This is a genomic window from Paenibacillus sp. PSB04 (assembly GCF_025809195.1).
Lineage (GTDB): Bacteria > Bacillota > Bacilli > Paenibacillales > Paenibacillaceae > Paenibacillus_AQ > Paenibacillus_AQ favisporus.
Genome location: NZ_CP081301.1, coordinates 4,114,548 through 4,140,454, shown reverse-complemented (window position 1 = coordinate 4,140,454; position 25,907 = coordinate 4,114,548). Strand labels below are relative to the sequence as shown.

At 55.6% G+C, this 25,907-nt stretch carries 22 protein-coding genes; 6 read left to right on the top strand and 16 right to left on the bottom strand.

Annotation, left to right across the window (positions count from 1 at the left end; translation table 11 throughout):
- Window positions 1-70: 70 nt before the first annotated feature.
- From K2F33_RS19200 to K2F33_RS19165, 8 genes are all read right to left on the bottom strand, one after another.
- Window positions 71-1,078, bottom strand: a complete 1,008-nt coding sequence (locus K2F33_RS19200) for a zinc-dependent alcohol dehydrogenase family protein (RefSeq protein ID WP_263878266.1) — start codon at window positions 1,076-1,078, stop codon at window positions 71-73.
- 18 nt (window positions 1,079-1,096) lie between these two features.
- Window positions 1,097-3,691 carry a beta-mannosidase gene (locus K2F33_RS19195; RefSeq protein ID WP_263878265.1) on the bottom strand — a complete coding sequence of 865 codons (2,595 nt, stop codon included), beginning with the start codon at window positions 3,689-3,691 and terminating at the stop codon, window positions 1,097-1,099.
- Between the two features lie 106 nt (window positions 3,692-3,797).
- Entirely contained in the window at window positions 3,798-4,871 is a 1,074-nt protein-coding gene (locus K2F33_RS19190; RefSeq protein WP_263878264.1) for a BtaManbiosPhlase, read from the bottom strand.
- A gap of 27 nt (window positions 4,872-4,898) precedes the next feature.
- Window positions 4,899-5,798: an MTP-1 family protein gene (locus K2F33_RS19185; RefSeq protein ID WP_263882394.1), complete on the bottom strand. Its 900-nt coding sequence runs from the start codon at window positions 5,796-5,798 to the stop codon at window positions 4,899-4,901.
- Window positions 5,799-5,848: 50 nt separating this feature from the next.
- Window positions 5,849-7,564, bottom strand: a complete 1,716-nt coding sequence (locus tag K2F33_RS19180) for an alpha-glucosidase (RefSeq protein WP_263878263.1) — start codon at window positions 7,562-7,564, stop codon at window positions 5,849-5,851.
- Window positions 7,565-7,594: 30 nt separating this feature from the next.
- Window positions 7,595-8,434 carry a carbohydrate ABC transporter permease gene (locus K2F33_RS19175; RefSeq protein WP_212984305.1) on the bottom strand — a complete coding sequence of 280 codons (840 nt, stop codon included), beginning with the start codon at window positions 8,432-8,434 and terminating at the stop codon, window positions 7,595-7,597.
- The gene (locus K2F33_RS19170) at window positions 8,421-9,296 is read right to left on the bottom strand and encodes a carbohydrate ABC transporter permease (protein ID WP_263878262.1); all 876 of its coding nucleotides are present in this window, start codon (window positions 9,294-9,296) and stop codon (window positions 8,421-8,423) included. The genes K2F33_RS19175 and K2F33_RS19170 overlap by 14 nt, the downstream gene beginning before the upstream one ends.
- Before the next feature lie 14 nt (window positions 9,297-9,310).
- On the bottom strand, window positions 9,311-10,624 hold the full coding sequence (locus K2F33_RS19165) for an ABC transporter substrate-binding protein (RefSeq protein ID WP_263878261.1): 1,314 nt from the start codon (window positions 10,622-10,624) through the stop codon (window positions 9,311-9,313).
- Between the two features lie 320 nt (window positions 10,625-10,944).
- On the opposite strand from K2F33_RS19165, the gene K2F33_RS19160 reads away from it, so the two are divergent.
- The gene (locus tag K2F33_RS19160; RefSeq protein ID WP_263878260.1) at window positions 10,945-12,015 is read left to right on the top strand and encodes a LacI family DNA-binding transcriptional regulator; all 1,071 of its coding nucleotides are present in this window, start codon (window positions 10,945-10,947) and stop codon (window positions 12,013-12,015) included.
- Window positions 12,016-12,206: 191 nt separating this feature from the next.
- On the opposite strand, the gene K2F33_RS19155 is transcribed toward K2F33_RS19160, so the two are convergent.
- Window positions 12,207-13,046 carry a helix-turn-helix transcriptional regulator gene (locus K2F33_RS19155; RefSeq protein WP_089547970.1) on the bottom strand — a complete coding sequence of 280 codons (840 nt, stop codon included), beginning with the start codon at window positions 13,044-13,046 and terminating at the stop codon, window positions 12,207-12,209.
- Between the two features lie 128 nt (window positions 13,047-13,174).
- On the opposite strand from K2F33_RS19155, the gene K2F33_RS19150 reads away from it, so the two are divergent.
- Window positions 13,175-14,173, top strand: coding sequence for a Gfo/Idh/MocA family protein (locus tag K2F33_RS19150; RefSeq protein ID WP_089547971.1), 999 nt, complete (start codon window positions 13,175-13,177; stop codon window positions 14,171-14,173).
- A 42-nt stretch (window positions 14,174-14,215) separates the two neighbouring features.
- Window positions 14,216-15,154 carry an aldo/keto reductase gene (locus K2F33_RS19145; RefSeq protein ID WP_076171032.1) on the top strand — a complete coding sequence of 313 codons (939 nt, stop codon included), beginning with the start codon at window positions 14,216-14,218 and terminating at the stop codon, window positions 15,152-15,154.
- Between the two features lie 142 nt (window positions 15,155-15,296).
- Here the strand turns inward: K2F33_RS19145 and K2F33_RS19140 are convergent, their stop codons facing one another.
- The 6 genes from K2F33_RS19140 to K2F33_RS19115 are packed head-to-tail and all read right to left on the bottom strand — an operon-like array spanning window position 15,297 to window position 21,792.
- Window positions 15,297-16,259 (bottom strand): carbon-nitrogen hydrolase family protein, encoded by a 963-nt coding sequence (locus K2F33_RS19140; protein ID WP_263878259.1) that lies wholly within the window; start codon window positions 16,257-16,259, stop codon window positions 15,297-15,299.
- 19 nt (window positions 16,260-16,278) lie between these two features.
- Entirely contained in the window at window positions 16,279-17,271 is a 993-nt protein-coding gene (locus K2F33_RS19135) for an ABC transporter ATP-binding protein (RefSeq protein WP_318670958.1), read from the bottom strand.
- A gap of 13 nt (window positions 17,272-17,284) precedes the next feature.
- Window positions 17,285-18,184: an ABC transporter permease gene (locus K2F33_RS19130; RefSeq protein WP_263878258.1), complete on the bottom strand. Its 900-nt coding sequence runs from the start codon at window positions 18,182-18,184 to the stop codon at window positions 17,285-17,287.
- Window positions 18,185-18,198: 14 nt separating this feature from the next.
- The gene (locus tag K2F33_RS19125) at window positions 18,199-19,143 is read right to left on the bottom strand and encodes an ABC transporter permease (protein WP_089547975.1); all 945 of its coding nucleotides are present in this window, start codon (window positions 19,141-19,143) and stop codon (window positions 18,199-18,201) included.
- Window positions 19,144-19,161: 18 nt separating this feature from the next.
- A complete protein-coding gene (locus tag K2F33_RS19120; protein ID WP_263878257.1) occupies window positions 19,162-20,781 on the bottom strand; it encodes an ABC transporter substrate-binding protein in 1,620 nt (539 codons plus the stop codon).
- 30 nt (window positions 20,782-20,811) lie between these two features.
- Window positions 20,812-21,792, bottom strand: coding sequence for an ABC transporter ATP-binding protein (locus tag K2F33_RS19115; protein ID WP_244867189.1), 981 nt, complete (start codon window positions 21,790-21,792; stop codon window positions 20,812-20,814).
- A 370-nt stretch (window positions 21,793-22,162) separates the two neighbouring features.
- On the opposite strand from K2F33_RS19115, the gene K2F33_RS19110 reads away from it, so the two are divergent.
- Both K2F33_RS19110 and K2F33_RS19105 read left to right on the top strand, forming a co-directional pair.
- A complete protein-coding gene (locus K2F33_RS19110) occupies window positions 22,163-23,557 on the top strand; it encodes an amidase (protein ID WP_263878256.1) in 1,395 nt (464 codons plus the stop codon).
- A gap of 82 nt (window positions 23,558-23,639) precedes the next feature.
- The gene (locus K2F33_RS19105) at window positions 23,640-23,900 is read left to right on the top strand and encodes a hypothetical protein (RefSeq protein ID WP_263878255.1); all 261 of its coding nucleotides are present in this window, start codon (window positions 23,640-23,642) and stop codon (window positions 23,898-23,900) included.
- 104 nt (window positions 23,901-24,004) lie between these two features.
- On the opposite strand, the gene K2F33_RS19100 is transcribed toward K2F33_RS19105, so the two are convergent.
- Window positions 24,005-24,973, bottom strand: a complete 969-nt coding sequence (locus K2F33_RS19100; protein ID WP_076171014.1) for a LysR family transcriptional regulator — start codon at window positions 24,971-24,973, stop codon at window positions 24,005-24,007.
- 205 nt (window positions 24,974-25,178) lie between these two features.
- On the opposite strand from K2F33_RS19100, the gene K2F33_RS19095 reads away from it, so the two are divergent.
- Entirely contained in the window at window positions 25,179-25,823 is a 645-nt protein-coding gene (locus K2F33_RS19095) for a cysteine hydrolase family protein (protein ID WP_263878254.1), read from the top strand.
- The last annotated feature ends 84 nt before the right edge of the window (window positions 25,824-25,907 follow it).

Sequence of the window (25,907 nt, the reverse complement as noted above, 5' to 3'; positions counted from 1 at the left end):
GATTACCCAAAAATGGAAAAATAGACACCGATTCTATCAGTGTCTATTCCGGCTAACCTGCTTTCACCTTTTAGATTTGAACGATGCCTTTGCTGACCCCCAGCTGAGGGTAATTCCGCATCACATCCGGCAGCTGCTCCAGTGTGAAGCGGTGGCTGATGAGAGGCGCGAGCCGGACTTTGCCTCGGGATACCAGCTGGATCGCATCCGTGTGGGTGAACGGGTTGATGAACGAACCCATGATCCGCAGCTCCTTCGAAAAAATGTCGAAAGGACGGATGGCGGCCTCCGCATCCGGAGCAGCCACGCCAAACAGCAGCACCTGTCCTCCCTTGCGGGCGGCGCGAACGGCCGTCTGTACCGAATCCGTCCGCCCGACGCATTCGATCACGACATCGGCACTGGAAGCAAGCGCGTCCGCGGTATCCCGATCGAGTGGCGATACGACCGAATCCGCCCCCAAGCTGCGCAGCATCTCATGCTTATAGGATGCCGGTTCGCTGACCGTAATCCGCGAAACGCCACATTCGCGAACGAGCTGCAGGAAGATCTGCCCGATAAATCCGCCGCCGATGATCAGCACCTGATGCTGCGGCCGGATATCGAGCTTGCGGAAACCGTGCAGCACGCAGCCGAGCGGTTCAAGCAGAGTTGCTTCTTCATAGCTCATCGCGTCCGGGATAATATAACAATTTTCCGCTGGCACGAGGCAGCATTCGGCCATGCCCCCGTCCCGCGTTACGCCGACCGCCTGCAGCCGGTCGCATAGGTGAAGCCTGCCGCTGCGGCAGAATTCGCAGCTTCCGCAGTAAATATTCGGATCGACCGAAACCCGGTCCCCTTCCTTTAAGCTGCTTACGCCCTGCCCGACCGCCACCACCTCGCCGGACAGCTCATGACCAAGTACGATTGGCGGATGCACTTCCGCCGAACCCGGATGGCCGTGGTAAATGTGCTGGTCCGTTCCGCAAATGCCGCAGCTGCGCACCCGAATCAGCACTTCGCCGATGCCGGCCTCCGGGATCTTCTGTTCCTTAACATCCATTACTTCCTGATCCACAAGCACTGCAGCTCTCATCGCCAATTCTCCCCTTCCTCATTTCGTAACCGGTTGTCTTCCATTAACCGCGACCGACGCACCGTTTAATGCCGATACCTTCAAGGTATTCCACGGAATCCCCTTGTCTTCCTTCTGTCCGACATGGATGATTCGCGTCTGTCCCGGCAGCAGGTCGAAATAATTATCCTCCCAATCCAGCCAGGCTTCGTCCATCTCAAGCCTTACCATTCGGGCGGCAAAGTCGGAGGATACCGTTACGCTCCCTTCCTCGGGGTTCACCTGAACGTTCAAGTTAACGGGGCGGAAGTTCATATCTTTATGGTCGCAAAAATAATAAAAGTTCTCTTCCCCGCAGCCGTCCATCCAGCGAACAACGCAGACGGCTTCAGCGGCGTCGAGACCTTGAAGCAGGTCGTCCAGCTTCACCACTGCGATGCGCTGTTTCCCGCATGCCTCAATCTCTGCAGCGAACGTCCGGACATATACCTGACGGCCGTCCATGCCGCAGACAACCAGCTCCGCCGTCTTGGAAACAGTTTCCCGCGTATCGTTCACGCCCCACAGCACGAGTTCCGCATCCCCGGGCGTATACTCTGCCGTCAACAGCAGCGGATGATAAAACTTGCGGGCGTAATGGTAAGCCGCTTTCGGCAGACCGTAATAGTCGATGACGGACCAGCTGGTGCCGGGCCAGCAGTCGTTGAACTGCCAGAATAACGCCCCGCTCGTCTCCGGCTTGTTTCTTCGGTAATGCTCGATACCGTATTTGAGGCCTTCGGCCTGTGTCAGCATGGAAAAATGGATGTATTCCTCCAAGTTGCCCGGAATCCCGGTGTATCCCTCCATCAGCATAACGCCCTTGAGGTGATTGATATCCTTGTTGCGGTTCATCATTTCCGCACTGCCAAGCACCAGCTCCGTCTGCGGCACGTTCCGCTGCAGCGTGTACAAATTGGCGGAAGCATGCATGCCGAACTCGCTGGCGAACTTCGTGCGGTCCTCCTTGAATTTCTTGAACGACAACCCTTCCACGCTGTAGTCCTGAAGCTGGGGCTCGCCGAATACCCTTGGCTCAATATTGCCGTGCCAGACCTGCCAGTTATGCGTGTCCCCTTCCTCACGGGAATTATGGTCGTTCCCTCCGTAAGGTGAGCTCGGCCAGAATGTCCGGGAAGGATCCAGCTGCTCCAGAAGCGCAGGCATCAGTTCATGATTGATTTTCTCACCGTAAAAAGGGTGTGGGATGTCTCCGCTCGCATGAAGCGCCTCATACAGCCAGTCATTTTCGTTATTGCCGCACCACAGGGCCAGGCATGTCCGGCTGCGCAGCCGCTTGACGACCTGCTGCACTTCTTCCGCGACGTTATCCATAAAATTGCGGTTATAGTCGGGATACAGGGCACAGGCAAACATAAAGTCCTGCCATACCAAAATTCCCAGGCGGTCACACTCATCATAGAAAATATCCCGCTCGTAAATGCCCCCACCCCAGACCCGGAGCATATTCATGTTCGCTGCCTTCGCCATGTCCATCAGGCGGGAATAACGGACATCCGGCACCGCGCCGATAAAGCTGTCGATCGGGATCCAGTTGGCTCCCTTGGCAAAGACACGAACGCCGTTCAGCATAAAAGTAAAGGCAGGTTCGCCAGCGGCATCCCGCTGCTTCAGCTCCAGCGTGCGAATCCCGAGCTTCTGGCTGCGCTTGTCCATGGTGATCCCGTCCGTGTGCAATGAAACCCGCAGCTCATATAAATGGGGCGTGCCGAGATCATGGGTCCACCACAGCTTGGGCTTCGATACGCGAAGTTTCGTTCCGCCCGCTAGGCTAATGCCGCCGGCCAATCCGGGCAGCCCGCTGCCGGCGGTTCCGCTTATCTCCAACGTTTCTGCAGCCGCCACCTCGCCGCTCTCCCCGTCAAGCAGCTGAACAAGAATACTGTATGTTTTCTGGCGGTCCCATGAAGTCAATTCCACCGAAATATCAACCAGCGCCTCCATCTCGCCAGCCTCCGCCGTCCGAGCATAGACATGCTCTATTCTGGCAGCATCGTATTTCTCGAGCCGGACTTCCTTCCAGATTCCCGCGCATAGGAGCCGTGGTCCCCAATCCCAGCCGAAATGGCTTTGGTTTTTACGCGTCCAGACCCGTTCCTTGCTAAAACCGGACCAGAACGTGGAGACGGCCTTCCCGCCCACTTTCGCATGGACCGGGTCAAATTTGACGGCGATGACATTTTTGCCCGGCTTCAGCTCGCGGCTGACTTCGAACGTATGGCTGATAAACATGTTGTCCGTGGAACCAAGCTCCGCACCGTTCAAATACACGGTCGCAAAGGTGTCCAGTCCTTCGAACACCAGCAGCATTTTGTCGTCCGGCCGCGGTGCCTCGTCCAGTGTAAAAACGGTCCGGTACCACCAGATCCGCTCCTCCACCCACCGGCACTTCTGGTCGTTGTGCCCATAGAACGGATCGTCGATCAGCCCGTGGCGAATCAGTGTCGTATGGACGTCGCCCGGCACCTCCGCCGACATCCAAAAGTAATCGTCATACAGCGGCGAGGCTACTTCAAGATCCTTCGCCTCCCCTTCCCTGAAATCCCGCAGCTTCCAATGGTCTTTGATGATCATGCTGTTCCCCTCACTTCGCCCTTGCTGCAAGCCGAACCGGCTCGTCCGGGCCTGATGTAATAGAACGCCAAAACAATGATTTGTTTTGGCGTTCCGTGTCCCGATCCTAAACTTTGGCTTCGAGGTATTCGAGGCTGTCCAATATTTCCTTCAAGCTGAGCTCCGCACAGGCCATGGAGGTGTCCGCAACACCATAGAACATTTTCACCGTGTCACCGTCAATGACGGCGCCGCAGGAAAACACCACGTCCCCAAAAAAGCCCTGCTTTTCATATTCCGCCTCAGGCTCCATCACCGGCTTCCCGGAACGGGCGATCACCCGCGTCGGATCGTTCAGATCGAGAAGCACGGCGCCCATGCAGTAGCGGTGATCCGATGTCGCTCCGTGATACAGTTCAAGCCAGCCTTTGTCGGTCTTGAACGGCACGGCGCCGCCGCCGATCCGGCCGCTGTCCCACATCCCGTCCCGGAGGCCGAGCAGATGCTTATGATTGCCCCAATAGAGCAGATTGTCGGATTCCGCGATCCAGATTTCCGGATTTCCGATGCTTTTCATGGTCGGACGATGGAGAGCGTAGTATTTGCCGTTGATCTTTTCCGGGAAAATGAGCACGTCCTTATTGTCCGGACCGAAGATCATGCCGTGATGCCGGGTCGTCACAAAGTCGGTGGTCGACACGAGCGATTCACCGATCCCTACGGGAGACACGACGGAAAAATAAATGTAGTAAGTATCGCCGATCTGCGTGACTCGCGGATCCTCGATGCCGAACGCTTCCTGTTCGTTGGACGGATAAATGAACGGCTGATCGTCCACCGTGAAGTGGTGGCCGTCCCTGCTGCGGGCGATTCGGATGTAGGAAAGGGACGTCAAATACTCAAACGTGCCGTTTTTGGATTTATTGCGGATCACCCGCGGGTCGGAAAAATCGTACCGGTCATCGTCTTTGCGGAAAGGAATCAGTTCAAGATCACCACGCTCCGCATTGAATACAGGGGCGATGACGACGTTCGGATCGCCGCTGACCGGACGCTCCGCCACACGCAGAAGCATCAGTGTTTCCCCTTGATACTCGGCGATGCCGGCATTAAATGCACCGATCACCTCAAAGCCCTCGCGGTGAGGCTTGACGTCGGCAGGGGTGATTAAAGGATTTTCAGGATATCGATAAATGTTCATTCGGATCAAGCTCCTTCATTGTATTAACTAGGATTCGAATCTCGCAAAAGGATCGGCTATGATCAGACGTTGTGCCTCCGCATCGCTTATTCCCGCATACAGCATCGCCGTCCCGTCGCCCCGGCGCAGGATGCCGCCGCTGAATACGACGTCCTGAAGGTCTTCGCGCTTGGCCGGACCCGGCAAAAAATCGGCCCGCACCGCAATCAGCATCATATCGGAAAACGCAGCCGTCTGCGGATCGAGTACAAAAATCATGGGATAATAATGACGATCGCCTTCGTCATCATAACAGGCCGTATGTCCCAGCACGCCGAGAAGGCCGTTGCTTAGCACGTGGATTTCATTGGCCCCTCCCCATTCTTCGGGGATAAACTGGCCTTCCAGGAGCGGGGCTTCCTCAATCGCCTGTACAGTCAAGTCGTCCAGTGATGCGGCCTGGAAATAACCGATCTGGCCGCGCCCGCCTTTATCGCCCTGCGGGCGGGTGAATACGCCGATCCCGCCGTCCGGAAGTCCGGTGAGCCGCAGATCCTTCATGCCGTCCGGACCGGTGAAAAACAGCTTTAAATCCGCGATGCGGCCGCCCCGGTAAATTGCCGTGCGCCACATGAGCGCTCCCTCTTTCTCCGGGTGCGGGTAAATCTGAACTCCGCCCAAGATCAGCTCTCCGCCGATCCGGGTATGAAACGGGTCCTGCAGTTCGAGCACCGGCGCTCCTTCAAGCGGCACCCAGGCACCGTCGTTTTCCACGAAGAACACGACCTGGGAATGCTCACTGTCCCGGGATTCCACCCGGCCCGCGATGACGGTCCGCCCCTCATCCTCGAACGGAGCCGTGATGTTGTATACATCGCGGTCTCCGACGCCGGCAAAAACCAGCTTCTCCGCCTTGTGAGCAGGAGCGGTTCTCTCCCGCCCCTCCATGTACTGTTCCAGCAGCACGCGGCATGTTTTTACTTCCGTTTTGTTCACGTTTAACACGATGATCCCCCTACCTGGTCGAAGTTAAATTCATTGGATGTTATGGTTCGTGTTGTTGCCCAGACCGCAGCCTCAAAGGAATCAATAACCAGTGAATGACGGCGATTCTGATCCGCGGACGTTTCTTTGCTGGTCAGCAGTAACCGGTACAAAGCCGCGTCAGCAGCCAAATGGTTCAAATCGCACGGCCGGTCCCCGAAATTAAGCGCAACCCAAATCTCTTCCTCCTCCGATTGACGGCCATAGTAAATACACTCCCCTTCCCGCTTCAAAAAGGTGTACTTCCCCGTTTGGAGTGCCTTATGCTTACCACGCAGCCGGATGAGGGAGCGGTAAAATTCCAGCAGTGAGTGCTTGCTCCCCCACTGCTTCTGGACGTGAACCTGCCGGGACGACGGGCCGAGGGGTATCCACGATCCGTGAAGTGAAAATCCGCCGTAACGGCTCCCATCCCACTGCATCGGCGTTCTGGAGTGATCCCGGCTTCGGAGGATGGCGGCGGCAAGCGCATCGGCCTCGGTCATCCCCGATTCCTTTGCCATCCGGTATGCGGTCAGCCCCTGAATATCGCGCATTTGCCCGATGTCCGCCGGCACGAAGTCCCGCATGCCGATTTCATCACCGTAATAAATGAAGGGAACGCCTTTGGCGGTCAGCATCAATGCCGCTATCAGCTTGGCGGTGCACAGGTCCACGGAATCGTCTCCAGAAGAAAAGCGGCTATAATGCCGCGGCATGTCATGGCTGCTGAAGAAAATCGTCGGCACCTGCTCCGGCCGGTGAAGCTCCTCCATCCGGACAAGCTCGGCAAACATCTCATGGACCTTCAGTTCCTTGCGGCTGCCCAGGTTAAAATTAAACACCACGTCCAGCAGGTCCCCGCCGCTGTATCGGCGCAGCACCTCCATATCCTCGGAACCGACTTCGCCTACCATCAATACATCTTTGTTTTGAGATCGTACGAATTCGCAAATATCGCGGATGGCCTCCACAATGCCCTCCTGATTTTGGTCGAACCGGTGATCCTGTTCGCCATCCGCCGTGACCGGGTTTTCCTTAAACTGCCCGGACACCTTCAGGAAATTAATGACGTCCAGCCGGAAACCGTCAATCCCGCGGCCGAGCCAAAACGACATCACTTCCTTCATGGCCTCCCTGACCTCGGGATTCGCCCAGTTGAGATCTACCTGCTCTTTGGCGAAGGCATGGTAATAATACTGCCCGGTCGCCTCATCCCATTCCCATGCCGTCCCTCCGAAAAAGGACTCCCAATGGTTCGGTGTGCCGCCGTCCACGGCATCCTTCCAGATGTACCAATCCCGCTTTGGACTCGTCCGTGATGCCCGGGACTCCATGAACCAGGGATGCTCGGCGGATGTATGATTCAGCACCAGATCCGCGATCACGCGAATGCCGCGGCGGTGGGCTTCCCGGACGAAATGGTCAAAGTCATCCAGCGTTCCGAACACCGGATCCACCCCGTAATAATCCGAGATGTCATAGCCGTTATCTACGCGCGGCGAAGGATAAAACGGGGTCAGCCAGATGCCCCCGATTCCAAGTTCCCGCAAGTAATCCAGCTTGGAGGTCAATCCCTGGAAATCGCCGGTGCCATCCCCGTTGCCGTCACAAAAGCTTGGCATGTAGATTTCATAAAAAACGCTGCTTTTCCACCAGGGTGTCTCTGCAGCCACCGTCTTCTCTCCCATGGAGATCCGCTCCTTCCTATCGCGCAGGGCTTATTTCAAGCTGACCTGCATGCCCTTCTGGAAGTTTTTGCCGAAGATGATGAACAGGATGATGATCGGCAGGGACAGCAGCACAGATCCCGCGTACAGCGGACCCGGATACGATCCGTACGGACCGAACATCTGCGAAAGCAGGACGTTCAGCGTCAGCATCCCGTCGCTGCGAACCATGATCATATCCCACAGCAGCTCGGTCCAGCGCTCCATCAAGAGGAACAGAAAGACGACGCTGGTGATGGACTTGGACATCGGCATCATGATTTTGTACAAAATTTGAAAATCCCTTGCTCCGTCCAGCTTAGCCGCTTCAATAAATACGGATGGCACCGCCTTGAAGAAGTTCGTGTACATGAAGATCGCCCACAGGCTGACCCCTTTCGGAATGATCAGCGCCCAATAGGTGTCGTACCAGCCCAGCTTTTGAATAATGAGAAAGCTCGGAATCAGCAGAATGATGGCCGGAAAAAACATATGGAACAAAATGAAGTTGTTGACGGTATCCCTGCCGCGCCATTTCAGCTTCGAAAGGGCATAAGCGACCATCACCCCGAACATCATCATGAGGAAGGTCGACAGCAAAGACACGATGATACTGTTTACAAAAGCGCCCAGCCAGGGCCGCGTGATTCCCGTCTCGCCGCCTGTAAACAGCCAGGTGTACGACTTCAGCGTATACGAGCTCGGAATCAGCTTCCGATCCACCTGTGTCCAGTCGGCAAACGAATTCAGCACCATGTACAAATACGGATACACCATCACGAGCAGCAATATTCCTGCGATGATATAGCGGATGGCCAGACTGGACTTGCGGCTGCGTTTAGACCCAACCATTTCGCGCACCCCACTTTTCTAGCAGTTTCCGGATGATAAAGATCGAAATAAAGGTAGCTATCGAGGCGAGCAGCGCCACCGCAGACGCATAACCGGCCTGCAGGTTTTTGAACGCCTGGCTGTAAATTTCCATCTGCCACGTGTTGGTGGCATTGTTTGGACCTCCGCCTGTCAGCTGGTATACCTCGGTGAAGATGCCGAAGGTGACGCCGAAAGCGAGAATCAGCGTCGTATAGAGCGCAGGGTACAGCAGCGGAAGCGTAATTTTCCAGAAGCGCTGCCGGCCGGCAACTCCGTCGATGGCTGCCGCTTCGTATACTTCTTGATCTATACTTTCCAGGCCCGACGTCAGAATGAGCGCGTAGTACCCGGTAAATTTCCAAGCCATAATCATGCCGACGATCAGGAGTGCCGACCAGGAAGTCCCCAGCCAGTCGATGTTAATGCCGATTTTGCGCAGCGCCGTGTTGACCGGGCTGTTGAAAGACAGCAAACCTTTTACAATCAGCGCCGATACGACGCCGGAAGACAGGTACGGCAGGAAAAAGCCGATGAGAAACAAGCTTTTCAAACGCGGAAGACTGTGCACCAGAACCGAAACGACGAGCGACAGCACGATCACCAGCGGCACAAACACCATCATGAACTTGTATGTCACCCAAAACGCGGCGTGCACGCCGGGCGATCTGAGCGCTTTGGCAAAATTGTCAAAGCCGACAAAGTCATATTCGGGAGCAATCAGGTCCCAGTTCGTAAAAGACAAATAAAAAGACCAAACGAGCGGAACCAGGAAAAATACAAGGGAGTAAATCAGGTAGGGACTGGCAAACAGCCAGCCCAACCGGTTATTGTTTTCTTTCATTTAGAAGACTCCTTTTATTGAAGTTCCCCTTCAATGGCTTTCTTCATGTTCGCCCATCCGGCTGCCGGATCGATCTCCCCGCGGACGACTTTATTCCAGGCTTCTTGTCCAATAAAGGTCTGCAGGTCGTTATATTTCGGATTATCCATCGGCGGCACCGCATTCGGCACATTTTCGGCATAAGGCTTCAGTTCCGGGTTTTTGTCCAAAATCGCCTTGAAGGATTCGTTGGTGGTCAGGTCGTCGCGAGCCGGAGGCAGCTTCGTTTCATCAAACCACTGGGCGTCGTTTTTCGCATCCGAATAGACCCACTTCACAAAATCCATCGCCGCCTGCTGCTGCTCCTTGGTGGCCGACGCATAGATCACAAGCCCCTTCGTATCGGCAAACGTTTTGGAATCTTTCGGGTCTACGCCGTCAGGCACCGGAGGCATGCTCAGCGTGTAATTCTGGTTGTATTTCATGTCCGGGAACTTCTCGGCCCAGTTCGTAAAGGTCCAAGGACCGAGGTCGATAAACAGGCTTGTGCCGGTCTCAAACGGATCCTGTACGTTTTGCGCCAGGATGCCCTTGTCCTTGCGGAGATCGTCAATAAACTTCAGCGTTTCGACGCCCGCCTTCTCATCCCCGACAAACTTGTTGCCTTCAATGAATTTGTTGCCGCCGGAAGCCGCGTTATACAGCATGAAGAAGTCAAACCATCTCTTCCATGCCGTCGGATCGGCGAGGTCCGCTTTGGCCCAGAAGTATTTGTCCGGATATTTCGCTTTCAGCTTCTTATTCACTTCAAGCGCTTCGCCGTACGTTTTAGGCGGCTCGTTGTACCCCAGTTCCTTCAGCAGGTCAAGGCGCCAGCCGAACAGCATCGCATTGGAGTAAATCGGAAGCACGTATTGATGCCCGTCGGCGAATTTCCATGGTTCAATCGTATTTTTCATATTACGGGTGGTGACGATATCGTTAAATCCGCTTAGCGTATCAAGCGGCACCAGCGCTTTGCTGTTTGCAAGCTGGGCGGCAAAACCGCGGTTGATGTTTTCCGAAATGGTCGGAGCGCTTCCCCCGGCAATCGCAGCCTGAATGCTGGCCTCGGAGCTTGGAGATTCCTTGATGACGCTGACGTTGATTTTCACTTTGGAATTGGTCTGTTCGTACGCCTTGGCCATCTTCTCCCAGAAGGCTTGCTGCGTCGGATTGGCTGCCGCCCAAAACTCAATGGTCGTCACACCATCCGCCGTCGTTGCGCTTTGCTTTTTGGAACCGCAGGCGGCGAGCATGGAGGATAACACCAACACCAAAGCCAGAAGTCCGAGCATTTTTCTTTTCATCGAATCGTTGACCTCCTCAAAAAATTGTCTCGAAAGATTGAAAGCATCATTCCAAAGACTCGAAACATTATTTTGTAACGTTACAAATTAAGATTAGTCAATATTTTGTAAGCGTTTGTGTAACCCTATTATTGTGCATTACAAAAACCTTGTCAACACTTTATTAAAGACAGAATAATCTTTTTATATAAAGGCTCTTTACTTATAGAACTTGTAACGTTACAATTTATCGTAATGTGATTTATTGAAAGGCAGGCTTCATTTTAAGTTTCTTAGAAAGAACTCCAATTATGCAGGCAAAACAAAGATTGAGGTGTCATATGAAGGATAAAGTAACCATGCAGGATATTGCGGAGCAGCTGAATATATCGAAGAATTCCGTGTCCCAGGCGCTGTCGGGAAAAGACGGGGTCAGCGAAGATACGCGGAAGCTGATCCTCGAAACGGCACACCGGATGGGATATGTGTATTCCCAAAGCCGTAAGCGCCGCTCCGGCGAGCTGGAACAGACCGGAAATATTGCGCTGATCGCTTCTGATTTTGCCTTTTCTATGAAAAGTTTCTTTGGTGAAATTTATTTGAGTATCGAACAGGAAACGGTGCGCAGGGGAAAAAATCTTCTGATCCAATCGGTCAGCAAGCAGTCGGCTGATAAGCTGGCTCTCCCTTCGTTTCTGCTCAATCAATCCGTGGACGGCATCCTCATTCTGTCTCACATTACAACTGACTATATCAATACCATTACAAACATGGGTAAACCGACGGTCCTCATCGACCATCACCATCCCTCTATCCATGCTGACTGCATTTTAACCAATAACCGGTTTAGCGCTTATGAGGCCGTCCGTCACTTGACAGAACTGGGACATCGAAAGATCGGCCTGCTGGCCAACACTTCGTTTTCGCCAAGTTATTACGAGCGCTGGGAAGGATACGTACTGGCGATGAACGACTTCGGGCTGGAGATCCACGAGCCATGGGTAATCAAGGATGCCGTAGAAAACACGGATTACATTTTGCAAAAAATAAAAACGCTGCCACAGCTCCCGACGGCTTGGTTCTGCGTCAACGACGGGCTCGGCTTTTACCTGAATTCGGCCCTGCAGCAATCGGGTTACAGCGTGCCGGAGGACGTCTCCGTCGTCAGCTTCGACAACGGTTATTTGTCCCAGGTGTCCACGCCCCAAATCACGACGATGGATGTGAACCTGAAGCTGTACGGACGCAAGGCCGTGGAGCAGCTGTTCTGGCGGATGGATCATCCCGAGCATCCGTATACCGAACTGCTCTTGCCCACCAAACTGCTGAAGCGGGGGTCCAGCGGTCCAGCGCCAAGCGCCGGTATGGAGAAGCTGGAGGGTCATGAAACAGCGAACAGGAACGGGAAATAACCGTAAAAAGACAGCGAAGAACTGAAATCAAAGCAAAAAAGCCGGTCCCTCAATTTGCGAGGGATCGGCTTTTTTACTGTACTTTTTAAAATTGCTAGGAGTAACGGTGGTATTCGGTCAGGTGACAGGAAGGACCTCAATTATGGGACAAATGTTATCCCCGCAGATTACCGCCGAACGATCCCCTACGCTTACGCCCCTCCGTATAACCGCCGGTAAGCCGAGGGCGTCATCCCCTCATGCTCCATAAAACGCTTGTTGAAATAGCTCACGCTTGGATAACCCGCGTCCTCTGCGATCTGCCCGATCGTCGCACTCTTTCGCTCGAGCAGCCACTGCTTCGCCATCTGCAGGCGGCAGCGCGTGATGAACTCCATCGGCGTCATCTCGGTTACGCTGCGGAACAGCTTGCAGAAGTAGTAAGTGGATATGCCAAGTCTGCCCGCCCAATCCTCCAGGATGAACGGCTTGACCGCCTCCTGCTGCATGACCGGAAGCAGCTCCAGGATCCGGCTGCCCGAATTGTTCGATTTGACCGGAGACAACGGGGTGGCATGCTCGATAAATTCGGCCAGCAGCGCGTAAGTAAGTGTCGAGAGGCGGACCGGATGGAGCATCCGGTGCTCTTCCGCCTCCTGCAGCAGATTTTCGTGCGCCTGCTCAAACGAAGCCGATTGGCGGATCGTCCATAAGAGGCTGTGATGCAGACCGCGTTCGATCAAATAATCCTGCAGACCGCTCCCGTAGAAGTGAAACCAGCGGATATCCCACGGGTCTTCCTCACTGCTGTAGTACCGCTGGCGCTGCATGGGAAAATACAGCACGGCCTCTCCCGGCCCCAGCTCATAGACCACATCCTCCACTTCCACGTACCCTCTGCCTGCAGCTACATAATGAATGTTGAAATTGTTCAAGGCCCCCGCCTCCCGGAATACGCTGTGACCCGGATCGTTCCGGTAAAAGCCGACCGATTCGGGAAAACAGAAAAACGGCATCGACGGAAGGGTCAGCAAATGGCTTTGCCGCTTCACCTGTCCTCACCCCAAATAACAATATTGTTATAATGCATTGCAAAATCGTATTATATTAATTTTAAATACAATCTTTTATAATCGCAATATAATCATAAATAACCTTCTTGAGGAGATGATACACGAACATGAGCCAGAAATTGAAATGGGGCGTACTGGGCTGCGCGGGCATCGCCAAGCGCTCGGTCATTCCCGGGGTGCAGCAGTCCGAGCTGAATGAAGTCGCCGCCATCGCCAGCCGGAACGAGGAGAAAGCAAAGCAGACGGCGGCGGACCTGAATATTCCGGTCGCTTACGGAAGCTACGAGGCGCTGCTTGAGGATCCGTCCATCGACGTCGTATACATTCCTTTGCCGAATCATCTTCATAAAGAGTGGACAATCCGCGCGGCGGAAGCCGGCAAGCATATCCTATGCGAGAAGCCGCTGGCCCTGACCGAAAGCGAAGCCGCCGAAATGGCTGAAGCCGCCGCCAAAGCGGGCGTGTACTTGTCCGAAGCCTTCATGTACCGCTACCACCCCCGCTACGACAAGATCAAGCAAATTATCGACTCGGGCCAAATCGGCGAAGTCCGCGGCATCCGGAGCGCCTTTACTTTTAACAACGCCGGCGACAAAACGAACGTCCGCTACCGCAAGGATTGGGGCGGCGGCTCGATCTACGACGTCGGATGCTATCCGATCAACGCGGCTCGGCTGCTGCTCGGCAAGGAACCGATCGCCGTCACGGTGAACGCCTTCTTCTCGCCGGAGCATGACGATGTCGATATGATGGCCTCCGGCCTCATCGAATTTGACGGCTCCGTCGCACTGACCTTCGACTGCGCCATGTGGGCCGCGTCGCGCAATCCGCTGGAAATCCTCGGCACGGACGGCATCATCGAGGTGCCTTCAGCCTACGTTACACCGACGCCGGGCAGCGGCAACTTCTTCTTGACCGTACGCGGGGAGCGGAGCGAAATCGAGGTTCCTCATGTAAACGCATACAGCCTGCAGGCCGATCAGCTCGCCCGGGCCATTATGAACAAAACGCCGCTGCAGTTCCAGCCCGATGATGCGATTCACAACATGAAGGTGATTGACGCCTGCTTGCTGTCTGCTCGCGAGCATACCCGGGTTGCGCTGTAACGAGCCATAAAAAAACCACAATAGCTTAGGAGGGTATTATCCATGGAATACATTTCCGTCAAAGGTTTGGATAAAAAGGTTTCCCGTTTGATGAAAGGCACGGACTACTTTTTCCACAATTCGTACGATAAAGCCGCTGCCAACATGGACGCGTATCTGGCCATCGGCGGCAATTCCGTCGACTCCGCCCACATCTACTGCGGCGGCGAAAGCGAAGAAGTGCTGGGCCGTTACATGAAGGAGCGCGGCAACCGGGATCAGATCGTTATCCTGACCAAGGGCGCCCATCACGACCAGAACGGTCCGCGCGTCAACAAGGAAGCCATCCGGCACGATATTACGACCAGCCTGAAGCGGCTGCAAACCGATTTTATCGATCTGTACGCGCTGCACCGGGACGATCCGAACGTGCCTGCCGGCGAAGTGATCGAAATTTTGAACGAATATGTCAAGTCAGGTACCGTCGGCGCCATCGGCTGTTCCAACTGGACGTGGCAGCGGATCAAGGAAGCCAACGATTACGCGGCCGAGAAAGGCTTGACCGGCTTTACCTTCAGCAGCCCGAACCTCAGCCTTGCCAAGCCGAACGAGCCGTTCTGGAAAGGCTGCGTTTCGGCCGATGCCGAAACCTGCGCCTGGCATGAAGCCGAGCAGTTTCCGCTCTTCTCCTGGTCTTCCCAGGCAAGAGGCTTCTTTACCGGCCGGTTTACGCCGGAAGTCCGCGACAACGCCGACCTGGTCCGCGTGTTCTACAGCGACGCCAACTGGGAGCGCCTGGAGCGTGCGAAGCAGCTCGGCGCGGAGCGCGGCGTGACCGCCATCCAAATCGCCCTCGCTTACGTGCTGAACCAGCCGTTCCCGACCTGCGCCCTGATCGGCGCCCAGTCAGCTGAAGAGCTGCGTTCCTGCGATGAGGGCTCTCGGATTCAGCTGAGCCGTGCGGAGCTTGACTGGCTGGACCTGACTTCGGACGAACGCTAAGCTATACAGCAGCGGTAAGCTGCGTTCCGCGGCATCCAAGTCGTTCCGATGCCGAGCATGTCTAGCATAACAACAAGCCGCCTTCTCCCTAGTCTAACAGACCAGGCAGAGGGCGGCTTTTGTTCGTTATCGGCAGACGGGTTTACACGATGACGGCGGCCGGCGGCTTAGGGAGCAGCTTATTTTCCGAGCTGCCGGCCCACTTGCCGTTCCGGGTTATGCCGCTCAGCATGTGAAGGTATATGTCAGGCCTCCAGTCCGGCACACCGGTCAGCGGATTGTGCTCAAACAACGGGAGCTGGCCTCCCGCCTGGCTCAAATCGAGGGTCGCCAGCACGACCGCCTCCTTGTCCTCGACCGGCGCCCCCTTGTATTCCGAGCCGATGTGGCTTGCAGGACCAACGATCATGCTGCCGCCGGGAAAATACGAATCGTAATCCTGGCCGACAAGGTTCGAGCTGACGATAAACGTGCCGTTCTCCAGCGATCTCGATTTGAGCGTCGTGTAATACAGGTCCTGCCATCCCTCCACATTGTGGATCGCCGTCGGATTTAAATATATCCGCGAACCAAGCGCGGTATAATACCGGACCAGTTCAGGGAAGCAGTAGGAATCGTAACAGATGCCGACCCCCACCGGTCCCCATGGCGTGTCGAACATGAGCGGCTCGCTGCCCTTTGTCGCCCACAGCGACTCCTTGGCTGCCGGATGGATTTTGCGGTAGGCGCCGATTACGCCTTCCGGACCGATCACGGCCGCGGAGTTGTAGATGATATCCGGGTCCGCCGCATCCCGCTCCGGCATCCCAAGCACGACATACACACCGTATTCCTTGGACAGCTCAGCAAGGGCCAGCGTCGATTCGCCGGGCACCGTTTCGGCATTCTGCCTCTGCATTTCAGGGTCGTCATCCTTGACACCGTAGCCGGTTAGCGCGGTTTCCGGGAACAATATCAAATCCGCGCCCTGCTTCGCCGCCGTCCGCACATAGCCTTTCATGCGCTTCAAATTATCCGCCTTGTCCCCCCATTTGGGATGAAAATTTATCGCAGCTACCGTAACGATGTCCTGAACCTCGTTAGAGACGAACTTTGGATTTGTCATCGTATATTCACACACCCTTCTACAAATTTTGAACGGCCGCCATTCCTTCGTGTACCAGCAAGCACGCCGCGTGATGACCCTCACCTACCTCAACGAGAGCCGGCACATTCTGTGCGCAGCGCGCTTCGGCGAACATGCAACGCGTCCGGAAGCGGCAGCCGGACGGCGGATTCAGCGGACTCGGGAGGTCACCCTTCAGCAGCACGGTTTCCGGCGCCTTGCGAACGGCCAGGTCCACCGAGGGCACCGACTTAAGAAGCGCCTGCGTGTAAGGATGCCGTGGATTCGCGAAAACATCTTCCTTCGGCCCCTTCTCCACGACGCCGCCCAAATACATCACCATGACATCGTCGCTCATATATTCCACCACGTGCAGATCGTGGGAAATAAAGATCAGCGACAGGTCGAACTCCTTTTTCAGATCTTGAAACAGGTTCAGCACCTGGGCCTGCACCGATTTGTCCAGCGCCGACACCGCCTCGTCGGCAATGACGATGTCCGGTTCGAGCACAAGCGCCCTGGCAATGGCCACGCGCTGCCTCTGCCCGCCGCTTAAATGATGCGGATACTTCGCGGCATAGGATTTGGGCAAACCTACCGCATCCAAATAACGGTATGCCTGCGTACTGGCGGCAGCCCGCCCGGTTCCATTGGCCCACAGCGGGAACGCCACATTGTCCAGAATGGTCAGCTTCGGATTCAGCGAAGAATAAGGATTTTGAAACACCATTTGAATCCGTTTCCTCATTTTCTTCAAATCGGAACCGCCGATCTTCAGCAAATCCTCGTTCTTGTATCGGACCTGCCCTTGGTCAGGCTCAATCAGTCTCATGATCAGCCGGGCCAAAGTAGACTTGCCGCATCCGGACTCGCCGACGATGCCGAGCGTACCCTTGGATTTCAGCGTGAAGGATACCCCGTTGACGGCGGACACCCCTCCCTTGCTCTGTCCGAACATCCCCCGCAGGGGAAAGGTCTTGCTGACATCGGTCACTTCAAGAATGTGCTCCAACTGTTATCCCTCCTTAACCTTTGCTGTCCAGTACATCCGACAAGGCGTCGGATACGATGTTGAGCGCAAGCGATGTGACGAATATAAAGATGCCTGGGACGATCGTAACGATGGGCTCAATAAATATGACTTGTTTCAAATTGTTCAGCATAAATCCCCACTCCGGCGTCGGCGGCGATACGCCGAGTCCCAGAAAGCTCAGACCGGACGCGAGCATGAGGCAGATGCCGATCTGGGTCGTGCTGTAGACAAACAGTCGGGAAAAAATGTTGTTTAGAACATGAAAACGGATGATGAGCCCCGTTCCGGCCCCGCTGGACAGCGCGGCTTCGATATACTCCTCCTTCTTCACCTCCTTCACGGCCGTTTCGGCAATGCGGGCAATCGGCGGAATGAAAACAATCGTCGCCGAGATCATGATGTTGCTGATGCCCGGACCGAGCGAAGCGGAGATGCCGATGGCCAGCAGAATCGCCGGGAACGAGAACAAAATATCCAGCGTGCGCATGATGAGCGTGTTGACGATACCTTTAAAATATCCGGCAATGATTCCAAGCCCGCCTCCTAGGATAACGGCGATGAGGACCGGGACGATGCCTGACAGCAGGCTCAGCCGCCCCCCGTACAAGATCCGGGTGAGCAAATCCCTGCCTTGTTCATCCGTGCCAAGAAGATGTCCCGCCGACCCGACAGGGAGAAGCCTCTCTTTGACGTTACCCGCGTAAGGATCATACGGGGACAGCCACGGGGCGGCGATGCAGGCGAGGACGATCGCGGCGAGAATGACCAGCGCGACCAGCGCCGCTCTCCGCCTGCAGAACGCCCGCCATCGTTCGGCAGCCTGCGAGGGCTGTTTTAGCAAACTAGCGGCCGAAGCCGCATCGGGAACAATGGATTGAACATTGGTAGCCATGCTGCCCACTCCTTTCAAGAATGCCTTACTCTTGGATCAAGAACCGCATGCAGTGAGTCGACTGCCAGATTGATGAGAACAAAAGCGACAGCTACCACAAGAACGCCCGATTGGACGATGGGAAAGTCCCGCTGCCCGATCGCCTGGTAGATCAACTGGCCGATGCCGGGCCAGGCAAAGACCGTTTCCACCAGGACGGAGCCGCCGATCAAATAGCCGAATTGGAGCCCGGCCACCGTCAAAATGGTCGGCATGCCGTTCTTGAGCACATGGCGCAGCACTTTGCCTGCCGGCGCACCTTTGGCCTGCAGTGCGAATACGAAGTCCTGCTGGAGCAAACCCGCGATCGTACTGCGCACCATCCGGGTCATAACGCCAAGCGTCGTCAGGGAAGCCGCAATCGTCGGGAGGATCAGGTGTCTGAAGGTATCCAGCAGCCCTCCTCCCCCGATACTCTGCATCCCGGAGGAAGGGAGCCAGCCGAGACTGACGGAGAATATCCCGATCAGAATCAGCGCGGCCCAGAAATTCGGCATGCCGATTCCCGCGAGTCCCAGCACGTTGAACAGGGAAGCCGCCCACGATTTGGGACGGTATGCGCTGTAAACGCCGATGGCCAGGCCGAGGCCGAACGATACGACGGCGGAAGCCGCCGCCAGCAGCAGCGTATTTCCTACAGCCGGGAGCAGCAGTTCGCTGACCGGCAGCCGCTTAATGATAGAGGTTCCCATATCCCCTTGAAACATATGGACGAGCCAATAGATGAACTGCACATAAATCGGCTTGTCGAGCCCAAGCTCGCGTGTTACCCGCATCCGCTCTTCCTCGGTCGCATCCGCAGAAACGATCGTGTTGACGGGATCGCCGGGGACCATTTGGAGCATCAGAAACACGATGACGGATACGCCAAACAGCGTGGGGATGAACAGAAGCAGACGTTTACTGATAAAAGCAACCATGCGCGTATACCCCCTTTTTTACTCGATGGAGATGCCCGTCAGATCCGCAAACCAGGACTGAGGCTGAACAAAGCCGTGAATATCCGGCGCGAGCACCCTCAAGTTCAGGTCATGCACGACGAAGATCCAAGGGGCGTCCTCCGCAATGATCGCCGAGGCCTGCTTCAGCAGCACATCCCGCTTACCGGCGTCGAAGCTGGTCTGCGCCTCGTTCAATATCCGATCCAGCTCCGGATTGGAGTATCCGCCGATATTTAAGCCTTTCGGAAACAGAGCCGCCGACGAGAAGAAGTTCGGGAAGGAGTTCGGGGCGATGGTCGGCAGGGAAATATTTATTGCGCCCACTTCCTTGTCTTTGGGGAACCCTTGAAGATACTGGGTCAGCAGCGACTGCCACTCGATAGATTCGATTTTCACGTCGATCCCCACCGCCTTCAGGTCCTTCTGAACGAATTCGTTCATCTGCACCGGCCACATGTTGCCGGATCCGCTTGTCGGGACCAGGAAGGTGGTTGAGAAGCCATTGGGATAACCCGCTTCCGCCAGCAGCTTCTTGGCTTTGTCCGGGTCATAGGCATACGGCTCCGCATCGGAACTGTACCAAGCATGCCCTTTGTACATCAGCTGCGTCGCCGGGATGGAGGCGCCACCCAGCAAGTCGGCGCTCATGCCCTCCCGGTCGATGGCGTAATTCGCCGCCTGCCGCACCTTTTTGTCTTTCCATGGGCCATCGGCCGTGTTCAGGACATACGGCCAAATGTGCGGGTACGTATTGGTCAGCACCTGGAATCCCATGCTTTTCAGCTGCTCAATCGATTCGGTTGGCGGAATCTCGGCCCAGTTGACCTCCCCGGACTGAATAGCCGCGAGCCGGGCGGACGGATCGCTGATCGGCCGGAGCACCACCCGTTCCAGTTTCGGGACCGTGCCCCAGTACTTGTCGTTCTTATCCATAACCAATTCCTGCCCCTGCTTCATGCTCACGAATTTGAAGGGCCCTGTTCCGGTGGGATGATTCGCATAATCCCCGCCGTATTTCTTGACCGCTTCCGGGCTTGGTATCAGGATGCTGGCCAAGTCGTACAGCAGAAAGCTGTATGGTCCGTTGGTATAGATTCGAACCGTGTTTTCGTCAGCCTTGGCGTACTTCGCGATAAAACGAAGCGAGCTGCCGGTGGAACCGGCAATTTTTGCATCGTAATACGGGGAATCCGGCTTCAGCAGACGGTCGAGGGCAAAGATGACCGAATCCGCATTAAACGGCGTTCCGTCATGGAACTCAACCCCTTGGCGCAGATGAAAGGTCCACTCGGTCGGATCGCTGTTCGAATGTTCCCACGATTCGGCCAGGCCGCCCGTGAGTTCGGCCGGCTTGTCGCCCTGCGTCAAATCCCATTTCACCAGCGCGTCGTACAGCTGATACCCGACAAAACGCATCCCTTCGTAACCTTCGGTCGGCATCGTGTCCGGTACCGGGATGTTCGCGGCGGACATGGCAATCACCAAAGTCTCTTTCGCCGCCGAGCCTTCGGCGGCCGCTCCGCCTCTGCCGCACCCGCTAAGAACCATTGAGAGGCACAGGATAAGCAGCAGTAGAGTGATGGCGTACGTTTTTTTCAAGCTTGAGTATGGTTTCATCTCCGGCACCTCCACAGGGTTCCATTATTTTTATTGGGCGTATCTTTCCCGGCCGGCAAGCTGGAAGCAGGCCGCCTGCTGCGATCGTCCCGCGCTTACGTAATCCGGGACACTCTCCGTGCACCGGCTCTCGGCATAAGGACAGCGCTGTGCAAAAGCGCATCCCGGCGGCATTTCCGTAATGAGCGGCGGCTGTCCTGGGATGGTGGACAGCCTTCCCGTTTGCTTGCTCTGAGGCGTAGCAGCAATCAGCCCGGCTGTGTAGGGATGCATCGGTCTGGTCAGAACCTCCTCCGCCGATCCATACTCGACGATTTTGCCGGCATACATGACGGCGACCTCGTCGGCCATTTCGGCGGCCACGCCGATATCATGGGTGACCAGCACGATCGACATTCCGAACTCGGCCTGAAGCTCCTTGAACAGCCGGAGGATTTGCGCCTGAATGGTAACGTCCAGGGCGGTGGTCGGTTCATCGGCAAGAAGCAGATCGGGACGGCAGCCGAGCGCCATCGCAATGACCGCCCTCTGCCGCATGCCGCCGCTCATCTCGTGCGGGTAGGCACGCACCCTTTCTTCCGGCGAAGGAATGCCGACCTTACGGAACAGCTCGATGACCCTATCCTTCGCCTCCCTTCTCCCCACCTTATGGTGCGCCCTGATCGTTTCCTTCAGCTGGTCGCCGACCCTGTACAGCGGGTCGAGCGCCGAAAGGGCGTCCTGGAATATCATCGCCACCCGGTTCCCGCGGATCGCCACCATTTCTTTCGGCGATTTGCCCAGCAAGTCTTCTCCTTCGAGCCGGACGCTGCCGGCAACATTCGAACCGCGCTGCGTCAGCCGCAGAATGGAACGGAGCATGACGCTCTTCCCCGAACCCGATTCCCCGAGAATAACCGTCGTCTTGCCTTTTTTGACCCGCAGGGTGACTCCCCTGACGGCATCCACCATCCCTTTCTTGGTCGAAAATGAGGTGACAAGGCTGTCGATTTCCAATAGATTTGACATCATATTCCCTCCTTCGCAGCTTCTGAAAAATGGATCTCCCCGGCCTTTGATCAAGCGGTTTTTGCAGCATGCCAGGAATACTGTTCGTGTGATAAATACTAACACAAATCCTGTAATGTTAGGATATCGAAACATTCTATACCTTGTTTTAGCCCCTTTTCGGCGAAAAATATGTTATGTTTCTTAACAATTACCTCCCTATATACAAAAAACGATTGGATTTTTGCGTTTGAGGATCATCATTCTTCCATAGAAATGACACATGTTGAAGGTAAATCAACTATGGGCGGATATCCTTAAAGAATCCATTTGTTCAAGTCAATCGAGAGGTAGAGTATCATCCACAATTTTTTTCGCAAAGGAGATGTTATCTATGACCACCCTGCATCAGGAGCTGCTGTATGATACGATCGCCGGCTTATCGGAACGGATCCGCAGCCGCCGCATTTCACCCGTCGAAATTACGCAGATGCTTCTCGAACGGATTGAAACGCTCAATCCCCGGCTGAATGCGTACGTAACGGTTACGGCTGATCTCGCGCTCGCCCAGGCCAAAGCGGCCGAAGTTGAAATCATGAAAGGAGAGTACAGAGGTCCGCTTCACGGCATTCCTATCGCCCACAAAGATATTTACAATACCCAGGGAATCCGGACGGCTGTCGGCTCCAAAATCCTTGAAACATTCGTGCCGGATACGGATGCCACCGTCGTCCGTAAGCTGGGTGAAGCAGGCGCGGTCCTGCTCGGCAAAGTGCAGACCCATGAGTTTGCCGCCGGGACGCTGACGAACAGCCCTCATTTCGGTCCCTGCCGCAATCCGTGGAACCTGGAGAAATCGCCGGGCGGCTCAAGCGGTGGCTCGGGATCGGCCGTAGCCGCCGGACTTGCCTACATGGGCACAGGCACGGACACCGGCGGCTCAGTCCGCATTCCCGCAGCAGCCTGCGGCATCGTCGGCCTGAAGCCGACATACGGCAGGGTCAGCCGCCATGGCATTTTTCCGCTGTCGTGGTCGCTGGACCACGCCGGCCCGCTGACCCGCTCGACCCAAGACGCCGCCATCTGCCTTCAGGCTATGGCGGGGTATGACCCGCTGGACGATACGTCGGCCGACGTATCGGTCCCGGATTTCACCGGCATGCTGCGCGGCGATCTGCACGGCATTACCATCGGGATTCCTTCGTCCTTTTACTACGACGGCATTGATCCGGAGGTGGAGGCCGCCCTCCAGGCAGCCATGGGACAGTTCAAGCTGCTTGGAGCGAATGTCATTGAAGTAGATATCCCGCTCCTCAGCCATGTCGGCGCAATCGGCAACGGCATTTGTATGGGTGAGGTCGCCTCCATTCACGAGAAGTGGTACCGGGAACAGCCGGAGCAGTACGGACCGGATGTCCGGGGAATGATCGAAGGCGCCCGCCTGATCCCGGCCGTCCACTATTTGCAGGCACAGCGGGCGCGCCGGCTCCTGCAGCAGGAGTATATGCAGGCGCTGTCTGCAGCCGACGTCCTGCTTACCCCGACCCTCCCGGCAACTGCGCCCGGCATCCACGACGTCGAAATCAGCATGCGCTTCGCTGAACTGACCATGCCGACGAACGTAACCGGCCTGCCGAGCCTCGCCATGCCCTGCGGCTTTTCGGCCGCAGGGATGCCGATCAGCATGCAGCTCATCGGCAAACCGTTTGCCGAAGCGGAGCTGCTCGGCATCGGCCATGCGTATGAACAAAGCACGGACTGGCATTTCCGTCATCCGGAGCTGGACTAGTCGAAAAACCGGTTTCTGCACATCACCTGATCAGTGGACAGACGAATCAGACCGCTACATACCATACCAGAGGAGGAATACCATGGATAACGAATACAAGCTAACAGCCACTACCCGAAAAGAAAGGGATGCGGAAGAAAGCACCGCCGAGGTTCTGCAGGCAGCGATCATCGGCATCCCGATGGCCAAAGAGCGTATAGAAGCGGCAGCGTCTGCCGCCATTCCGCTCCTTTCGCTTCTTGGCACTTTGTATGACATCGATGTCGAGGGCATCGAGCCCGTCATTCAGCCGATGTTCAGAAACGGTATGACAGCTGCACCCGCTGTACCCGCATCACGATGAATCCGTGCCCGTTCAACTTCTTCGTCTGAATCCGCACAAGCAAAAAAAGCACCCTCCCGGCTCATTTCATCCAGGAGGGTGCTCCTATTTTTGTATTTGTCTCCTTATCCATTCAAACCGCCGGAAGCGGCGGTGTGCCCTGCGCCCGGCTTGTATCTGGCAAGCAGCCTGCGCTGCAATTCGCCGATCGGCACGTCGAGCTGGACGGTTTCCGAGTATGCCATGTATACCGGCAGAGCCGGCAGCATGGAACCAAAAGGGATCATTCGGATGGGATAGGCCTCCAGGTACAGCTCAGGGACGTAGCATTTAGGTACGAACGTGTATCCCTGGCCGTTGGCCACCACCCCCAGCATCATATCGCTGCTGTCCACGATTTGGAACTTGTCGGGCGTGGACCCAAACAGTCTGGACAGCACCTCCCATACATTCACGTAGGTGGCGATCGGATTTTCGAACAGCACGAACATGTCATGCTTGAGCACGTCGATAAGGTCATCATCCTTGCGGATCACGCCCCGGTAGGCTTCTTCCGAACACAACAGCACCCATTCGTCGTCCAGAAGATGCACCGGCTGCAAATGGCGGCATTCCTTCACATCATAAAACAGCCCGATATCGATGACCCCGTACTCGATCAGATCAATGAGCAGCATGGACGAACGGGAAACATACTTGCACTTCAGATCGGGGCGAATGCGCTGCAATTCGGCAACGAGAGGGTACACGAACCTGCTGGACAGTCCGGTGTCGACGCCGATCACCATCCGGTCCATGCGGGTCACTTCGGCAAGGGAACGATCGAACTTCAGCAGGTCTGCTTTGTTAAGCATCGCGGAGGCATTGTTGAACTGGCTTACCATTTGGATCGCATAATACAGAAAATAATGCCCTTCCTGCGTCAGCTTCACTCCGTCCCACCCCCGGTCCAGCAGCTTGACTCCCATCCCCTCCTCCAGCTTGCGTATTCGCGCGCTCAGCGTCGGCTGGGTGACATGCAGCGTCTGGGCAGCCTTGGAAATGCTCTTCTCCTTGGCGATCGTTGCAAATGAATGCAGACCTTCCAGATCCATTCCATCCCCACCTTCCATATAAATTGGTTTTACCGAACAGCAGGTCGGAGGAATTCCCGATTGTGTAAGAATAAATAACATATATTATCCTATTTATATCATATTTCATGTGATTCAGGGTATAAAAAAGTGCGATATCCTGTATCCGGAGTTTTAATGTTATATTATTTTACATAAACACAACAATATTTAGGAGGGATTTCATTTGAGTACCCATGCATGGCTTCATCCGGAGGATACCGCCCTGATCATCATCGACATGCAAAACGATTTTTGCCACGAAAACGGGGCCTGCGGCCGCGCGGGAGTCGTCGATATCCCGGCGTTCCAGGCCTGTGTGCGGCCCATCCATGACCTTACCGGTCAAGCGAGGGCAAGCGGCGTGCCGGTCATCTTCGTGCAAATGACGCTGGATGCGGGCACTACCTCCCAGGCATGGGAGCTGCAGCATACGGCCAGCGGCAACCCGCTTCGGATTGTCGAGAAGGGAAGTTGGGGCACGGAGCTGTACGGGCTGGAGCCCAAAGAGGGCGATTATGTGGTGGAAAAGCACCGGTACAGCGCATTTATCGGCACCAACCTCGATTTGATGCTGCGCTCTCTGGGGTGCAAATCTGTTGTCCTGACCGGCGTCCTCACGAACGTATGCGTGGAGTCGACCGCCAGGGACGCATTCATGCTCGACTATAACGTGACGCTCGTCGAGGACGCCTGCGCCGGTTCCTCTGCCGAGGCCCACGAAATGACCCTATCGAACATTGGGCAGTACTTCGGAAAAATCATGAATGCCGGAGACGTGAAGGCGGTTTGGTCGGAATTAACGGCCGGTGCTGCAGCCGTGAACGGATGAATATCCGCTCTAAAAGGCTAAGCTGTTATTTGTGTGGTTTTCGCTCGATCATCAAAAAAAAAGGGAGCCCGCCGGCTCCCTTTT

Coding starts and splice junctions, on each gene's coding strand:
- K2F33_RS19200 (WP_263878266.1), bottom strand. CDS start 1,078: ATGAGAGCTGCAGTGCTTGTGGATCAGGAAGTAATGGATGTTAAGGAA.
- K2F33_RS19195 (WP_263878265.1), bottom strand. CDS start 3,691: ATGATCATCAAAGACCATTGGAAGCTGCGGGATTTCAGGGAAGGGGAG.
- K2F33_RS19190 (WP_263878264.1), bottom strand. CDS start 4,871: ATGAACATTTATCGATATCCTGAAAATCCTTTAATCACCCCTGCCGAC.
- K2F33_RS19185 (WP_263882394.1), bottom strand. CDS start 5,798: ATGGAGGGGCGGGAGAGAACCGCTCCTGCTCACAAGGCGGAGAAGCTG.
- K2F33_RS19180 (WP_263878263.1), bottom strand. CDS start 7,564: ATGGGAGAGAAGACGGTGGCTGCAGAGACACCCTGGTGGAAAAGCAGC.
- K2F33_RS19175 (WP_212984305.1), bottom strand. CDS start 8,434: ATGGTTGGGTCTAAACGCAGCCGCAAGTCCAGTCTGGCCATCCGCTAT.
- K2F33_RS19170 (WP_263878262.1), bottom strand. CDS start 9,296: ATGAAAGAAAACAATAACCGGTTGGGCTGGCTGTTTGCCAGTCCCTAC.
- K2F33_RS19165 (WP_263878261.1), bottom strand. CDS start 10,624: ATGAAAAGAAAAATGCTCGGACTTCTGGCTTTGGTGTTGGTGTTATCC.
- K2F33_RS19160 (WP_263878260.1), top strand. CDS start 10,945: ATGAAGGATAAAGTAACCATGCAGGATATTGCGGAGCAGCTGAATATA.
- K2F33_RS19150 (WP_089547971.1), top strand. CDS start 13,175: ATGAGCCAGAAATTGAAATGGGGCGTACTGGGCTGCGCGGGCATCGCC.
- K2F33_RS19145 (WP_076171032.1), top strand. CDS start 14,216: ATGGAATACATTTCCGTCAAAGGTTTGGATAAAAAGGTTTCCCGTTTG.
- K2F33_RS19140 (WP_263878259.1), bottom strand. CDS start 16,259: ATGACAAATCCAAAGTTCGTCTCTAACGAGGTTCAGGACATCGTTACG.
- K2F33_RS19130 (WP_263878258.1), bottom strand. CDS start 18,184: ATGGCTACCAATGTTCAATCCATTGTTCCCGATGCGGCTTCGGCCGCT.
- K2F33_RS19125 (WP_089547975.1), bottom strand. CDS start 19,143: ATGGTTGCTTTTATCAGTAAACGTCTGCTTCTGTTCATCCCCACGCTG.
- K2F33_RS19120 (WP_263878257.1), bottom strand. CDS start 20,781: ATGAAACCATACTCAAGCTTGAAAAAAACGTACGCCATCACTCTACTG.
- K2F33_RS19115 (WP_244867189.1), bottom strand. CDS start 21,792: ATGATGTCAAATCTATTGGAAATCGACAGCCTTGTCACCTCATTTTCG.
- K2F33_RS19110 (WP_263878256.1), top strand. CDS start 22,163: ATGACCACCCTGCATCAGGAGCTGCTGTATGATACGATCGCCGGCTTA.
- K2F33_RS19105 (WP_263878255.1), top strand. CDS start 23,640: ATGGATAACGAATACAAGCTAACAGCCACTACCCGAAAAGAAAGGGAT.
- K2F33_RS19100 (WP_076171014.1), bottom strand. CDS start 24,973: ATGGATCTGGAAGGTCTGCATTCATTTGCAACGATCGCCAAGGAGAAG.